Source organism: Streptomyces sp. NPDC088400, assembly GCF_044753355.1.
Taxonomy (GTDB): Bacteria; Actinomycetota; Actinomycetes; order Streptomycetales; family Streptomycetaceae; genus Streptomyces.
The window spans coordinates 24,013-38,583 of record NZ_JBIVMZ010000007.1 but is presented as its reverse complement, the minus strand read 5'-3'; the positions used below and the strand labels follow the sequence as shown (position 1 = coordinate 38,583).

General features: G+C 70.0%; 12 protein-coding genes and 1 pseudogene. 7 read left to right on the top strand and 6 right to left on the bottom strand.

The window, feature by feature from the left end; translation table 11 throughout:
• Positions 1–5 precede the first annotated feature (5 nt).
• From wrbA to ACIQD6_RS18810, 3 genes are all read left to right on the top strand, one after another.
• Positions 6–623, top strand: a complete 618-nt coding sequence (gene wrbA / locus ACIQD6_RS18820; protein ID WP_401883891.1) for an NAD(P)H:quinone oxidoreductase — start codon at positions 6–8, stop codon at positions 621–623.
• A 393-nt stretch (positions 624–1,016) separates the two neighbouring features.
• Positions 1,017–1,358, top strand: a complete 342-nt coding sequence (locus ACIQD6_RS18815; RefSeq protein WP_401883890.1) for a DUF1232 domain-containing protein — start codon at positions 1,017–1,019, stop codon at positions 1,356–1,358.
• Between the two features lie 408 nt (positions 1,359–1,766).
• Positions 1,767–3,380 carry a glycoside hydrolase family 13 protein gene (locus ACIQD6_RS18810; RefSeq protein WP_401884428.1) on the top strand — a complete coding sequence of 538 codons (1,614 nt, stop codon included), beginning with the start codon at positions 1,767–1,769 and terminating at the stop codon, positions 3,378–3,380.
• 71 nt (positions 3,381–3,451) lie between these two features.
• On the opposite strand, the gene ACIQD6_RS18805 is transcribed toward ACIQD6_RS18810, so the two are convergent.
• The 6 genes and pseudogenes from ACIQD6_RS18805 to ACIQD6_RS18780 all read right to left on the bottom strand — a co-directional run.
• Positions 3,452–3,811 (bottom strand): DUF805 domain-containing protein, encoded by a 360-nt coding sequence (locus tag ACIQD6_RS18805; protein ID WP_401883888.1) that lies wholly within the window; start codon positions 3,809–3,811, stop codon positions 3,452–3,454.
• A 110-nt stretch (positions 3,812–3,921) separates the two neighbouring features.
• On the bottom strand, positions 3,922–4,494 hold the full coding sequence (locus ACIQD6_RS18800; RefSeq protein ID WP_401883886.1) for a hypothetical protein: 573 nt from the start codon (positions 4,492–4,494) through the stop codon (positions 3,922–3,924).
• Between the two features lie 47 nt (positions 4,495–4,541).
• Positions 4,542–5,783 carry a helix-turn-helix domain-containing protein gene (locus ACIQD6_RS18795; RefSeq protein ID WP_401883884.1) on the bottom strand — a complete coding sequence of 414 codons (1,242 nt, stop codon included), beginning with the start codon at positions 5,781–5,783 and terminating at the stop codon, positions 4,542–4,544.
• Positions 5,784–6,582: 799 nt separating this feature from the next.
• Complete coding sequence (locus tag ACIQD6_RS18790; protein WP_401883882.1) at positions 6,583–8,139, bottom strand: RICIN domain-containing protein; 1,557 nt, start codon at positions 8,137–8,139, stop codon at positions 6,583–6,585.
• A gap of 1 nt (position 8,140) precedes the next feature.
• Positions 8,141–8,884: a glycoside hydrolase family 43 protein gene (locus ACIQD6_RS18785; protein ID WP_401884427.1), complete on the bottom strand. Its 744-nt coding sequence runs from the start codon at positions 8,882–8,884 to the stop codon at positions 8,141–8,143.
• Between the two features lie 54 nt (positions 8,885–8,938).
• Positions 8,939–9,991: pseudogene (locus ACIQD6_RS18780) on the bottom strand (family 43 glycosylhydrolase); the annotation flags it as partial.
• Between the two features lie 367 nt (positions 9,992–10,358).
• On the opposite strand from ACIQD6_RS18780, the gene ACIQD6_RS18775 reads away from it, so the two are divergent.
• From ACIQD6_RS18775 to ACIQD6_RS18760, 4 genes are all read left to right on the top strand, one after another.
• On the top strand, positions 10,359–11,636 hold the full coding sequence (locus tag ACIQD6_RS18775) for a Clp protease N-terminal domain-containing protein (RefSeq protein ID WP_401883881.1): 1,278 nt from the start codon (positions 10,359–10,361) through the stop codon (positions 11,634–11,636).
• A gap of 129 nt (positions 11,637–11,765) precedes the next feature.
• The gene (locus ACIQD6_RS18770; protein ID WP_401883880.1) at positions 11,766–13,211 is read left to right on the top strand and encodes a sensor histidine kinase; all 1,446 of its coding nucleotides are present in this window, start codon (positions 11,766–11,768) and stop codon (positions 13,209–13,211) included.
• Positions 13,212–13,215: 4 nt separating this feature from the next.
• Positions 13,216–13,866 carry a response regulator gene (locus ACIQD6_RS18765; RefSeq protein ID WP_401883878.1) on the top strand — a complete coding sequence of 217 codons (651 nt, stop codon included), beginning with the start codon at positions 13,216–13,218 and terminating at the stop codon, positions 13,864–13,866.
• A gap of 96 nt (positions 13,867–13,962) precedes the next feature.
• Positions 13,963–14,526 carry a GNAT family N-acetyltransferase gene (locus tag ACIQD6_RS18760; protein WP_401883876.1) on the top strand — a complete coding sequence of 188 codons (564 nt, stop codon included), beginning with the start codon at positions 13,963–13,965 and terminating at the stop codon, positions 14,524–14,526.
• Positions 14,527–14,571: the final 45 nt, after the last annotated feature.

Genomic DNA, 14,571 nt, shown 5'->3' with positions numbered 1-14,571 from the left:
CCGTCATGACTGACCCCGTAAAGCTCGCCGTTGTGTACTACTCCTCCACCGGCACCAACACCGAGGTCGCGAGGACGCTGGCCGAGGCGGCCGAGAAGGCAGGCGCCGAGGTACGGCTGCGGCGTGTGGCCGAGCTGGCCCCTGAAGAGGCCATCGAGTCGAACCCGGCGTGGGCGGCGAACCACCGGGCGACCGCGGAACTCGCGGTGGCGACCCCGGACGACATCGAGTGGGCGGACGCCGTGATCTTCGGCAGCCCCACCCGGTTCGGCAATGTCGCCGCGCAGCTCAAGCAGTTCATCGACACCCTCGGCGGACTGTGGGCGCAGGGCAAGCTGGCGGACAAGGTGTACAGCGGCTTCGCGTCCAGCGCGACCCGCCACGGCGGCCAGGAGTCCACGCTGCTCGCGTTGTACAACTCCTTCCACCACTTCGGCGGCATCGTGGCGGCCCCCGGTTACACGGACCCGGCGAAGTTCGCCGACGGCAACCCGTACGGCACCTCGCACGTCGACGCGCAGGGCAACAACCCGGTGGGCGACGAGACCCGTACCGCCGCGCGTATCCAGGCCGAGCGGGTCGTCCGTATCGCCCGGACGCTCAAGGCCGGCGCGGCGGTCTGACGACCTGGCGGCCGACCTCCCGAAGGGTCGGCCGTGCCACATGATCGGCGGCGTGTCCGTGGAGTGTCGCGACTCCACGGACACGCCGCTGTCGTGTGTACGTGTGTACGTGTGTACGCGTGTGATCAGGGGGCGGCGCCGACGCCGCCCCTTGATCACACGGGGCGGCGCCGGCGCCGGCGCCGTACCGACCGCTTCCGCGTACCGTGGTACCGGCGGCGCTCCACCGGGCGCTGTAGCCGTCTCTCCTCCGTCCGGCCCGGATTCCGGCCGGGGATCCGTACCGGCCGGGGCACATCTCTGGTGCCGGGCCGGGTACGTGGGGTAGTCGGGTAGCAGAAGTCCAGAGGCCGAGCGACCGACGGCTGGAGACCCGAAGACCAGGAGACCGCCGTGAGCAGCGAAGTCCAGATCCTCATCGCCGTAGCCGTCATTGTGGCGGCACTCACCCTGGGCGTCGCGATCGTCCTGGCCGTCCGGCTGGTACGGGCCCGGCGCGCGCTGAGCCGGGCGGGCGTACCGGTCCAGAACCGCTGGGTGTTCTGGGCGGGCATGGTCTATCTGGTGCTCCCCACGGATCTGATGCCGGATCCGGTGTACCTCGATGACATCGGGGTTCTGCTGCTGGCCCTCCGCTCGCTGCGCTCGGCCGAGGCGACGTTGCTGCCTTACGAGTCGGCCCGGCCCGGTCGTGCCAAGCGCGCTCTCTCCGCTGATCGGCGCCGGGGCGTTTAAGACCTACCGGTCCAAGCCGGACCGGTAGGCGCCCCGGCCCCCGGCCCCATTCCCTCCGTGGCCCCCGACCCCACTGCCTGGCCCGATACCTGGTACCTCCGGCCTCCGGTGCGGTCAAGGGATGATCGCACCGCACAATTCCATTGGAGTTCCCTCTACTTGGCGTTCTCTCTACTTGAACGTCTTTTCATCCCGGCACGAGAGGTACCAGTGACACAGCACGTGTTCCCGGAAGGCAGTGACGGCAGCGGAGGCAGCAGCGGTAGCGGTGGCGGCAGCGATAGCGGCGGAGGTCTGAGCGCCTTCGGAGGCTTCGGCGGCTCGGGCGGTCTCGACGGCGCTGGTCTCGGCGGTGGCGGTGGCGGTGGCGGTGGCCGCGACTGGTGGCGGGAGTCCGTCGTCTACCAGATCTACGTTCCCAGTTTCGCCGACGCCGACGGCGACGGAATGGGCGACCTCCGGGGGATCACCGACCGGCTCGGCCATGTCGCGGAACTCGGCGCGGACGCCGTCTGGCTCACTCCGTTCTACCGCTCCCCGCTGGCCGACGGCGGCTATGACGTCGCCGACTACCGGGATGTCGACCCACGTCACGGCACCCTGGACGACTTTCGCGCGCTGCTCGACCGGGCCAGGGAGCTCGGTCTCCGTACCATCGTCGACATCGTGCCCAACCACTGCTCCGACCGGCATCCGTGGTTCACCGAGGCGCTGGCGTCAGCGCCCGGTTCGGCCGCGCGCGACCGGTTCGTCTTCCGGGACGGCAGCGGCCCCGACGGCGGTGAGCCGCCCGCGGACTGGCAGTCCAAGTTCGGCGGCGCGGCCTGGACCCAGGTCCCCGACGGCCAGTGGTACATGCATATCTTCGCGGCCGAACAGCCCGACCTGAACTGGGAGAACCCCGACGTCATCGCCGACTTCGAGCGCACCCTGCGCTTCTGGCTGGACCTGGGCGTCGACGGCTTCCGTATCGATGTGGCCCACGGACTGCGCAAGGACCTCACCCCGCCGCTGCGCGACACCCGGGGCGGCGACACCGCGCCTCTCAACTCCCCGCCCAGCGGCGATAATCACCCCTTCTGGGACCGTGACGAGGTCCATGAGATCTACCGCACCTGGCGGAAGATCACCGATTCCTACGCCCCGCCCCGGATCATGGTCGCCGAGGCCAGTGTGAGCGCCGCCCGGCTGCCCCTCTACACCCGGCCCGACGAACTCCACCAGGCGTTCAACTTCTTCCATCTGCGCTGCCCGTGGGACGCGGCTTCCTTCCGGCAGGTCATCGACACCTCGTTGGCGGGTGCGGCACCCACCGGCACCCTGCCGACCTGGGTGCTGTCCAACCACGATGTGGTGCGCCACCGCACGCGGTACGCGCTGCCCGACGGCACCGGCTTCCCCGCCTGGCTGCTGACCGGTGGCCGCGAACCGGCGCCCGACGAGGAACGGGGGCGCCGCCGGGCGAGGGCCGCCGCGCTGCTGACCCTCGCGTTGCCCGGTACGACGTACCTCTACCAGGGCGAGGAACTGGGGCTGCCCGAGGTCGCCGACCTGCCGGAGGACGCCCTGCGTGACCCGATGTGGGAGCGCACCGGACACGCCCACAAGGGCCGCGACGGGTGCCGGGTGCCGCTGCCGTGGACCAGGACCGGTTCCTCGTACGGCTTCGGCTCCGGCGGCAGTTGGCTGCCGCAGCCCGAGGGCTGGGGCGAACGGTCGGTCGAGGCCCAGACGGGCCGGCCGGGGTCCTTCCTGGAGTTGTACCGTACGGCGCTGAGCCTGCGGCGGGGTTTCCTCGGCGACGAGAGCTTCACCTGGCTGCCGTCGGCGGAGGGCGAACTGGCCTTCCGTAAGGGCGCGGGACTGGTGTGCCGGGTCAACCTCTCCGACGCCCCACTGCCGTTGACACTGCCCGAGGGTGCCCAACTGCTGCTGGCGGGCGATGAGTTGACGGGTGACGGGACGGCCGGGATCTCGCTGCCGCCGGACACGGCCGTCTGGCTGGACATCCAGGGTGTCTGACACCCGGGGCGGAAACGACGCATGCCCGTCAGTTGTGTGCTGACGGGCATGCGTGGGAGAAAACCTCGGCGTTACGGGTACGCCTGCACGTGCTTGGGGTTCGGGCCGTGCGCGTTCGAGGTTTGCTCGCCCTCGGAGGCGAGGAAGACCAGCAGGATGATGCCGCCGACGAGGGGGACCAGCGCGATGAGGAGCCACCAGCCGGACCTGCCGGTGTCGTGAAGCCGGCGCACGCCCACGGCGAGGGAGGGAATCAGCATGGCGAGGGTGTAGAGGCCGCTGATGACACCGCTCGCGCCCGCCACGGCGTCGACGATCGCCAGGACTATCGCGATGATGAAGTTGAACAGGACGAACATCCAGTATTCCTTGCGGCGCGCCCGACCGCTGAACACCGCGTACTTCTTCAGGACGTCCGTGAACCAGTGCACTGTGTATCCCCCAGAGATGATGAAGCGAAGCTGACCTGTCCATGATGTCCAGGTCAGAACGCAGAAGATAAGCGGCTTGAACTGTGCAGGTCAAATCGGTTCCAAGAACATCATCTGGGAGTGGTTTCGAAAGGTTCGCGCCGCTTCTCGAAGAGCTGCTCCTGGCCCGCCGGTAACCATGTGCGCAGCAGATACCGGACCCGGCAGGGCTCCAGTCCGGTGGTGTCCGCGACGGCGTTGACGGAACAGCCCGCCAGGTGGTGGAGGACGACCACCTGGTACTGGATGTACGAGCTGGTGCCGGCGGCCAGGGTCGGGGCGCGCCTCCCCACCCGGCGGACCAGTTTCTCCCAGGCCTCCGCCGTGGGGTTGGGGCGGCGGAGGATATGGGACCAGTGGGTGGCCAGTTCGCCGAACGCCTCGCGCAGGGCGGCCGCGGCGGCCGTGCTGTTCATATGGGCCCGCGCGTAGGCCAGATAGCGGTCGTGGTGCAGCGCGTAGAAGGCCTCGAAGGTCGCGGGGAGCGCCACGTCCATGGCACCGACCGCGCGGGCGGTGCCGGTGGGGACCGTAGTGGTGTCGAGGGCCATGATGCCGGTGGTCATGGTGCCGGTGCCGGTGCCGGTGCCGGTTGTCATGGTGCCGGTGGTGGTGGTCGTGGTGCCGGGCGGTGCGACGGGCATGGCACCTCTTCCCCTCGGTGCGAGCGGCTGAGTGGTGGCGGTCCTGGTCATCCGAAAGCGGCGGCCGGCAGGCTGGGCGGCTTTCGCGAGACTCCGGATGCCGCAGGGGCACCGGATACCGCCGGGGCATTCGCTACCGCCGGGGCATCGGAACCGGCCTTCTGCGAGGCGGACTTGGCGGCCTCCCACAAGGGGCGGATCGCCTCGGGCTGACCGTGCAGGGCGCCCACGAGATGGTCGACCCTGTTCCAGTCCGGGAGGCGGGAGCCGTTGAGCATGCCCGTGATGTCCTCCACGGACAGACTGTCGTGGGCCCGTGCGCGGATCAGGTCCGGCTCGGGGAGGGCGGCGGCCAGGTGCAGTCCGCGAAGTGCCGCGTGCAGACTGGTGGGTTGGATGATGCGGTAGCCGCGGGCGGCGTTCCACAAGGGGTGCAGTTCGTCGGGGTCGCCGTCGCAGGCCAGTACGAGATTCCGGGTCACCTTCCAGGACGGCAGGCGCTCGCCGCTCAGTACGCGGGACACGTACGAGGGGTCCACCGCGGCCGCCTCGCTGAGGGCCCGTAACGTCTTGTTGCTGAGGCGGTGCAGATGCGACAGGGCGCGGGCCAGGCTGGCCGCCGGCCCCAGGGCGGGAGGCCCGTTGTCCCGGTCGGGGAATCCGCCCGCCGGACGGGGCGGGGGAGCGGGGGCGGGCAGCGGGTGGTGCTGGTGCGGGGTGCCCGTACCGGCCGGGGCGGCCGGGGTGCCCGTACCGGCCGGAGCGGAAGCCGCGGGCCTGGCGGAAGTCGCCGCTGTGGTCGGAGCGGTGGGAGCACCGGGTGCGCCGGGCGCTCCGGGCGCGGCCGGCCGCGGCGCGCGGTGCTTGCGGCGGGTGGCTATATGGTCGGCGCTGATCGCACGGCTCACCGTGTCCTGGCTGATGTGCAGGGCGGCGGCGATATCGGCCCCTTTCATCTTGCGGTCGCGGGCGAGCTGGACCGTCGCGGCACGCACGTCTTTCCAGTCCTGTTCGCACTGCACCAGCAGATGGAGCGCCTCCTCCGGCCGGCCTTCGTGAATCAACTGGGCGAGCTGGAGGGCATGCTGGACGTAATCGTCCGCGACCAGGGCGGCGTAGGCGTCGTTGTCGACGGCCTTGTGCCGGTTGCCGCGGTGCTTACGGTATTTCGCGCCGCAGTTGTCGCAGCAGTACAGGCGGGGCCGGCCCGATCCGGGTTTCTGCTGGACGGAGTTGGAGCAGCCTGGGCCCTTGCACTCATCAAGGCCGTCGTGGCCCTTCTGGGTCATGCGATCTGGTCCTTTTCGGGGATTGCTTCCGGGAATCCGGCACGGAAATGGCAAATTTCCGGCCTGCGGAACGGATTTCGCGGCCCCGATGTACCCGGGGGCGACTTTCCGGTTCGCGTAGGGCCGGGCCACGGCGGACCGTGGCCCGGCCTCTGTCAGAGCGTCAGCCCCAGCGAAGCCGCCGGTGGCGCAGATACGAGCGGCGCGTACCGAGGACCGCGGCACCTGTCACCGCGAGGGCGGCATCGGCGGCGTCCGGGCGGAACACCAGGACAATGCCGAGAAAAGGTATGGCTACGAAGGGCGTCAGCTGGACATTGACCTGATTGTCATGCAGCTCCCGGGTTTTAGCCCCCCGCGTGCGAGGGATGCTACGTTCTGAACGCCCCGGACTGGCGCCCTCGGGCGGCGGTCCGGATATGTGGTCAGGAGGCACTGAGCCCTCCTCGATCGACGGTTCGCGGATGGACGAGCCGGCTCCGGACAATGGTTTGCGGCCGTACAGGAGCTGGCTCGTGCCGCGACGCTACCCGCTCACTCATGCGGAACTCCATCGCTACTGTCCGTTAATGGGACCATTGCGGTTGTCGAGCGTTCCCGAAAGATAATCCTGTTCCTTTCGTTTCGCACTGCGGGTGCTAGCGGAAGTAAGCGAAGTCAATCGGTCAAATTCGTTCAACGCGCCCTGACTCGCCCTCCTCTCTGCGCCGGTGGCAAGCAGCGGGCGCATGACACGGCGCCCCGTCCGCGTCCGTACTCGACCGGGGCGCCGTGTCATGCCTTACGGCTCACGCGGGGCTCAGGCGGCCCTCTGCCACTGCTGGTTGGTGGCGCCCGAGCACGTGTACGTGATGAGCCTGGCCGAGTCGGCCGTGGACGCGGCCGAGACGTCAAGGCATTCGCCGCTCGCGCGCGCGGTCAGCGTGACGTACCCGCCGCTGGTCGCGGTCACCTTCCACTGCTGCGCGGATGCCCCGCCGCACGCCTGCTGCTGGACATCGGCGGCGGTCTCGGTGAGGCAGAGCGAACTCTGCCGGCCCATCAGCCACACGTAACCGGCGCCGGTGTTCTTGAACCAGAACCTCTGGTTGCCGCCGCCGTTGCAGGCGTACTGGGAGAGCGCGGCACCTTCGAGGATCGACTGCCCCGGGACGTCCGCGCACTTGCCGCTGTGCCGCGCGGTCAGCGTCTCGTAGGGACCGCCCGACCCCGAGACCGTGCCCGCCGTGGTGTCGATGGTGACCTCCGGGTACCAGTTCATGGTCATGGAGGTAGTGGTCGGGAAGGCCAGCGGCAGCCACACGTAGCGCGAGTCGTTGACGGTCCTGCCGAAGGAGTTGCCCCACCGGTCGCCCATATAGAGGTACGAGGTCCCCGACGTGCCCTGGACCGGCAGGACGTACGTGGTCTGCGAGTTGTACGTCGTCGAGTCGCCCACGTTCCGCATCGCGCTCCACGGCCCGGCGACCGAGGTGGCGGTGGCGTACTGCTGCTGGTTGGCGCTCCAGCCCGTGGCGCCGGAGGTCAGCATGAAGTACACGCCGTTCCGCTTGAAGAGCGCCGGAGCCTCGCGGTGGCCGCCCGGCCAGGGGTTGGCGACCAGGCCGGCGATGGCGGTGTAGTCGGCCGTGAGCCGGTAGATCTGGAGGTCGTAGTTCTCGCGGGCGGCCGACACCATGTAGCCGGTGCCGTCCGTGTCCGTGAAGAGGGTGATGTCCCGGGACATATGGACGTCGAGCGGCCGGAAGCTGCCCTTCCAGGTGTAGTCGCCGTCGACCGTGGACGACGTGGCGACGGCGGCGCGCGCCTGGCTGTAGTCCGTGGCGCTCTCCTTGTGCATCCACATCACGAACTGACGGGTCGTGGCGTTGTAGACGACCTTCGGCCGCTCGATATTGGCGTCTGCCAGTTCGGGGGCGGTGGCCTGGGTCAGGACGTGCTTGCGGAACTCCCAGTTCTTGAGGTCCGAGGAACGGTACGCGGAGACATACCGGAAGGAGTTGTCCGCGTTGCGGTTCTCGCCGAACCAGTAGTACCAGGCACCGACTTTGAGTACCCCGCCACCATGGGCATGCACCAACCCGCCTGTGGTGTCGGTGAATTGGGTTCCGCTGGTGACGGTCACCGGGCCCGCGACGCGCCGGCCGGGGACCCGCGTGGCGTCCCGGTCGGTCAGCTGGTCGCCGCCCCGGTCGGTGACGCGGGCGGTGCCCCGGTCGGTGACGCGCGCGGTGCCCCGGTCCAGGTCCCGCGCGGTGCTCGCGTTCGCGGGGAGCGGGAGCCAGGTGAGGCCGAGGCCCAGAACGAGGCCGAGAGCGACGCCGAGGGTGAGCAGCAGTGTGCGTACACGTCTCATCTCAGACCTGCTCTCTCAGCACGGTGAAGTGGCGGGCGAAGCCCGACAGTTGGGGCAGCTGCCTGATCGGCGTCCAGGTGCGCAGCCCGTCCAGGCTGTCGCTGTAGTAGTACTTCTTCTCCGCGTAGCCGTCGAAGTAGATCCGCCAGCCGCCGTTGTCCAGCCGTACGAGCGCCGGGCCCTCGCGCCAGCTGCCCCAGCCCGCCCAATTGCCCGTACCGGTGAAGGTGTAGGGGCCCGCGAGACGGTCGGCGACAGCGTGTTCGAGGTACTTGGTCGTCTCCTGCTTGGTGATCGCGTGGTACTTGCCGCCGTCCCGGACGACGAAGGTGTCGATGTAGTTGGCCCGGTCGAGGCCCGCCACCGGCTGCGGAGTCGTCCACGCGGTCAGGGACGCGTTGGTCGCGGTGAGCAGATGCGGGCGGAAGACCGAGGTGTTGGTCGTGTCGAGCGATACGACGACATGGACGCTGCCGTCCACGTCCACGAACCACTCGGGTGCCCACGTACGGGCGAGCCCGCTCACCGGCAGGGTGTGCTGGGCGAAGAACTGCCAGCTCGTACGGTCCCTGCTGCGGGCGAACCCGATCGTGTTCCCGGTCCAGTTGGTCGTGTAGACGATGTAGTAGTAGCCGTCGGTGTGTTTGATCAGGCTCGGATCGCGGATCAGCCCGGAGGGCGGGGTGTACGCGGGCCCCTTCAGCAGGGAGTACGTCAGCGCGTCCGCCGACTGGTACACGTACATGTTGGATTCGCTGCTGTTGGTGAACGCCGTCATCGTGTACCGCGTCGTCGCCCGGACGTCGCGCACCGGTGAGTCGGCCACGGGGACCCCGAAGTCCGGTGTGCCGTCCTGCTTCCAGCCCAGTCTCTGGATACGGGTATGGCGGTTGGGGTCGTTCAGCGGGTCGCCGTTGATCTCCTTGTACTGCCGGGCGTGGTAGACGAGGACGTCGGTGTGCCCGTCCTCGGCGACGGTGAACGAGTTGTGGCCGGGACCGTACTGCCCCGTCGCCTCATGACTGCTGAAGACGGGCTCGGGGGACTTCGTCCAGGTCGCGGGGTCGAGCAGGTCGTCACGGGCGTCGGCGGTCAGCAGACCCATGCAGTAGTGGTGGTCCGTGGCGCTCGCCGAGTACGACATGAAGACACGGCCACCGCGTGTGATGACGGCCGGGCCCTCATTGACCTTGAAGCCGACGCACTCCCAGTCGAACTCCGGTGTGGTGAGCCGGATTTGAGGGCCCGTCAGAGTCCACGGATTCGCCATCTCGGAGAGGAAGATGCCGGTGTTGTTGTCGATGTCAGGCTCGTGCTGCGCCCAGGCGAGGTAGCGGGTGCCCCGGTGGGTGAAGGTGGTGGCGTCGAGGGAGAAGGTGTCCCAGGCGGTGGTGATCCGCCCTTTCTCCGTCCAGGTGCCCTGGAAGGGATCGGGGTTCTCGTTCTCCAGGACCCAGACGCGTATCTTCCACACGTCGTCGGCGCGGCCCGCCGCGAAGTAGATGTACCACTTCCCGTCGATGTGATGGATCTCCGGCGCCCAGATGTGCGCGCCCATGTCGCCGCTCGTGTGCTTCTTCCAGATCACCGACTCCTCGGCGTTCGCCAGGCCCCGCAGATTGCGGGAGCGGCGCAGGATGATGCGGTCGTATTCGGGAGCGGTGGCCGTGAAGTAGTAACGGCCGTCGGTGTGACGGTGGATGTACGGATCGGCGCGCTGCTCTACCAGGGGGTTGCGGTAGCTGAAGCCGGGTGGGGCGGCGTGGGCGAGGCCGGGCGCGGCGGTGAGGGCGCCCGCGGCCAGGGCTCCCTTCAACACCACCCTGCGGCTGGGGATTTCACTGCGGCTCATGCAGTCTCCCTTGTGGGGGCGGAGGTCACCGTTCGACGTGTCGAACGTCATCTGTGATTCCGAACGCCGAAACGGTAAGGGCGTGTTATGGAGAGGTCAACGGGCCGGGAGGGACGAACATGGCCCGGGGGCGGCAGGTGCCCCGGCGGTTCGGGCGGACCCGGCGGACCGGGCGGACCGGGCGGACCGGCCCCGGGGCGCGTTCCGCGGGCCGTCCGGCCGATCGGCCCGCGGATCATGGCCGATCGGACAGTGACTGTGGCCGGTCGGCCGACGTGCGGACGTGAGGCACTCACCTAGCGTCGGTCGCAGACGGGTTCGGTGACCGTCCGCAGTCCGCAGTCCGCAGTCCAACAAAGGGGAACCCATGACGAGAGAGCGACCGACACCTGCCGTGAACGCCGACGTCGAGGATGCGCCGAGCGTCGAGATCGAGTCCGACGTCATGGAGACGCTGGTGCGGATGCTGCGCCGCGCGGCCCGGCTGGAGATCCGGACGGTGGGCACCGAACACCTGCTCTTCGCGCTGGTACGCGGCGACACCGAGGCCGGTGCCGCGCTGGCTCCGGGCGTCAGCGACGCGGGTGCGCTGAGCGGCGTGGTCGCCGCCCGCGAGGACGGGGTCTGGGTTCATCACGAACACGCTGACGACGGTGCGGCGCCGGCCCCCGAGGACGAGGTCGAGGTCACCGCCGCGTGGCGGGAGGCGCAGTGGCTCGCCGCCGAGAACTACTCGCGTTCGCTGCCGGACGGCTGGGACGGTTGGCCGGAGCCGTCCGAGGCGCTGCGAAGCTGCCTGCTCCGGGCCCTGCGGCTGGCGCGCGAGGAGGGAACTCCCGGTGTGCGCTGCCGTCATGTGGCCCGGGTACTGCTGGACCTTCCCGGCAGCCGGGCGGTGGAGGCCCTGAAGCTGCGGCGCGTGGACTTGACCAGCGCGGCCTCGGCACTCGACGCGCAGGCGGTGGCCGAGGCCGGGACGCCCGGACCGGAGTCCCGGACCGTCGTACTGCTGCGGCGGGCCGGACTGCTGGGTGAGCGTGGGACATGGTGGACCCGGGCCCTGATGTCGTGGATGTCCCGGGCAGCCGGTGACGGGTCGCCGGTCCTGCTCGCGGTCCGGAGCGAGGCCAACCGCCAGGCGGTACGGTGCGGCCGGCGCGAGGTCGAGCCGGTCGATCTGCTGCTGGCGATCCAGGGGCTGGACCGGGCGCTGACCGTCGCCGGGCGGTCGCTCCCCGAGGGCATAGTGCCCCTCAACACCGCCGCCGCGCTGATGCGTTCGCACGGGGTACGGCCGAGCACGCTGATCGCCGGGGCCATCGAGGCCGAACCGGCTCCGGTGACCGCCGAGGTGCCGTACTCGACGGAGACGGAACGGGTGATAGCCGCGGCTCGCCTGCTGGCCGCCGAGCACGGCTCCCGTGCGGTCGGCACCGTACACCTGCTGGCCGCGCTGCTCGCCGACGGCGAGGGAGACGGCGCGGGCGAGGGAAACGTGGCGGGCGAGGCGACCGTGGAGGGCGAGGGGAACGGCGCCGACAAGGATGAGTCCGGCAACGGCTCCCTGCCCTCGCGGCTGCTCCGCGAAGGGGGCGCGGATCCGGCCGAGTTGCTCAGGCAGCTCGTCCTCCGGCTGGGCGGGTGACCCAGGGACCCGCTGTGGCCGGTGCGGCACAGCGAGGGTTACGGTCCGGCAGCGCGGCGTCCGGTCCGGCCTGCCGGCCGCCGCATCATGGTTCTACGGGTAAGGCCAGGAAAAGGAACGGGAGCGGTCGTGTCGCAGGTACTCGAACGTACGTGGCGGGCGGTGGTACGCGAGGCCCGGACGGGAAGCGCCGCTCTGCGCGCGGCCCCGCGCCGTACGGTGATCGCCGAGGCCACGGCCGGTCTGCTGGTGGCGACCATCGGGTTGCTGCCGCTGCTGGCGGTGCACCCGGACCGGCCGGTACCGGCGGTGCTGGAAGGATGCTGGGCGGCGCTGCTGGTCCCCGTACGGCGCCGTTGGCCGGTCCTGGCCGTACTGGGAACCGCTCCGCTGCTCGTCGGCCACAACGTGTGGACGTTGGTGGCGATACCCCTGATCGTGCTGTCCGCGACCCGGGACATCACGCCGTCGCGCCGAGCGTGGCGGGCCGTCCTGGTGACCGGTGCGCTCGCCCTGTCCCTGTCGGCATTCGCCGGTGTGCGCGAAGCCCCTTCGCTGCTCCTGGAACTGGCCGGCCGCGTGCTGTCCGTGCTCCTTCTGCTCGTACTCCCGGCGCTCTCCGGGACGTTGCTCGGCCGTCGGCGGCCGTTGGTCAGGCTGCTGCGCGAGCGCAACGCCTATCTGGAACAGGCCCGTTCACTGACCGCCGCCGCCGCGCGGATGGAGGAGCGTGCGCGGATCGCCGGAGAGATGCATGACCTGCTCGGCCATCGGCTGAGCCTGATCTCGGTGCACGCGGGGGCGCTGGAACTGACCGCCGCGCGGCAGGCGCCGCCGCTGGCCGGACAGGCCGAACTCCTGCGCACCACCGCCGGTTCGGCGATGAACGAGCTGCGCGAGATCCTCGGCGTGCTGCGGAGCGAGGAGCTCACGACGCAGTCCCCCGAAGGGAACCGGGGCACTCGCGAGGACATAGCGGAGCTGGTGGCGGAATCGCGGAAGGCGGGTGTCACGGTCGAGCTGACCTGGGCCGGGCCGGACACGCCCGACGCGGGCCCGCGCACCCGGCAGGCCGTGCACCGTGTGGTGCGCGAGGCGCTGACCAACGTACTGAAGCACGCGGCGGGGGCGCCCACCCTGGTCGAGGTCCGCAACGCCGACGGCCGGATCGAGGTCTCCGTCACCAACGAAGTGCCCCGCGTGACAGGTCACGCCCTGGCCGGGAACCAGAGCGGGCTGGCCGGGCTGGACGAGCGGGTCAGGCTGCTCGGCGGGTCGTTCGTCGCGGGCGTGGTGCCCAAGGGCGGATTCCGGGTCGCCGCCCGGCTGCCGTCCGTCCCGGCCGGGGCAGTGGCATTCGCTGCCACTGCGCCGTCGGTGGATTCCGCGCCGGTCAACTCTCTCTCCAGCGACGCCCCGTCGATCGACGCCGTACAAACCGAGGTCTACGCGCCACTGTCCGCCGAGGCGTTGACCTGGCCGCGTCTGCTGGGCGCGGGCTGCGTGGCGGCACTTGTGGTGCTGCCCACCGTGATCTTCCTGGTCGTGTTTCTGGCGATAGCGGTCCTAAGATAAGCCGATGATCCGAGTACTCATCGCCGATGACGAGACCCTGATGCGTGCCGGGATCCGCCTGATTCTGGAGAACGCGGACGACATCGAGGTCGTGGCCGAGGCGGCGGACGGCCATGAGGCGGTCGCGGCGTGCCGTGGTCAGGACATCGATGTGGCACTGCTCGACATCCAGATGCCGGGCAGGGACGGAATCGCCGCCGCCGAGGACATCGCCCATGCCTCCCCCCGTACGCACGTGGTGATGCTGACGGCCTTCGGCGAGGAGCAGAGCGTCACGCGCGCGCTGCGTGTGGGCGCGACCGGCTTCCTGCTCAAGGACACCGGTCCGGTCGAGCTGATCCGGTCGGTACGGGTGGCTGCGAGCGGCGATCCGGTGCTGGCCCCACGCATCACCCGAGGGCTTCTGGAACGGCACGTACTGTCCGGGCCCGACACCGACGCGGCCCAGCGCCGGACCGAGGACCTGACCACCGCCGAGCGGGATGTGCTGCGGCTGCTCGGTACCGGCCTGTCCAACACGGAGATCGCGGACCGGCTGCATCTCAGCGCGAGCACCGTCAAGGCGCACATCAGCCGCATCCTCACGCGCACCGGCCGTACCAACCGCGTACAGCTCGCGGTCCTGGCACACGACGCCGGACTGCTGGTGGACTGAGACGCGGGGACACTTCCCCCAGGGGGACTACCGTGTGGAGGAACCGTTGCCCACTCCCATGGGGGCAGCTGGGACGAACTCCAATGGATGTCGAACATGACTTCACGCGTTACGGATGTGGGCGGCGGCAGGGTGCGCGGCGGGACCGTGTCGATCAGGCGGGCGACCGCACGGGACGCCAAGCGGCTCACCAGGCTCGTCCAGCGGTCCGGGGCATACGAGGGCCCGTACGCGCCGATGATCGCCGGGTACCGTGTGGGCCCCGATTACATAGAGACCCATCGGGTCTTCGTGGCCGTTGAGGGAGATGCGGGTGCGGGTGCCGGAGCCAGCGCAGCCGAGGCCGGTGGCAGCGCCGACGTCCACGCCAGCGCCCGGCTGCTCGGCTTCTACTCACTCGTGCTCGCGCCACCGGAACTCGACCTGATGTTCGTCGCCGACGACGCGCAGGGGCGCGGTATCGGCCGCCGGCTCGTCGAGCACATGATGGGCCAGGCGCGCGATGCCGGGCTCGACGGTGTGCGGGTCGTCTCCCACCCGCCGGCCGAGGGCTTCTATCTCAGCGTGGGCGGGCGGCGGACGGGCACCGAGGCCGCGAATCCGCCGGCCGTGATGTGGGACCGACCCGAACTGATCATCCCTGTCACCCCTGTCGCGTGACCGCCGACGCGGTGGCGAGCTGATACGCGGTCGACGTCTGGTCGA

Coding starts and splice junctions, on each gene's coding strand:
- wrbA (WP_401883891.1), top strand. CDS start 6: ATGACTGACCCCGTAAAGCTCGCCGTTGTGTACTACTCCTCCACCGGC.
- ACIQD6_RS18800 (WP_401883886.1), bottom strand. CDS start 4,494: ATGCCCGTCGCACCGCCCGGCACCACGACCACCACCACCGGCACCATG.
- ACIQD6_RS18795 (WP_401883884.1), bottom strand. CDS start 5,783: ATGACCCAGAAGGGCCACGACGGCCTTGATGAGTGCAAGGGCCCAGGC.
- ACIQD6_RS18790 (WP_401883882.1), bottom strand. CDS start 8,139: ATGAGACGTGTACGCACACTGCTGCTCACCCTCGGCGTCGCTCTCGGC.
- ACIQD6_RS18785 (WP_401884427.1), bottom strand. CDS start 8,884: ATGTACGTGTACCAGTCGGCGGACGCGCTGACGTACTCCCTGCTGAAG.
- ACIQD6_RS18775 (WP_401883881.1), top strand. CDS start 10,359: ATGACGAGAGAGCGACCGACACCTGCCGTGAACGCCGACGTCGAGGAT.
- ACIQD6_RS18765 (WP_401883878.1), top strand. CDS start 13,216: ATGATCCGAGTACTCATCGCCGATGACGAGACCCTGATGCGTGCCGGG.
- ACIQD6_RS18760 (WP_401883876.1), top strand. CDS start 13,963: ATGACTTCACGCGTTACGGATGTGGGCGGCGGCAGGGTGCGCGGCGGG.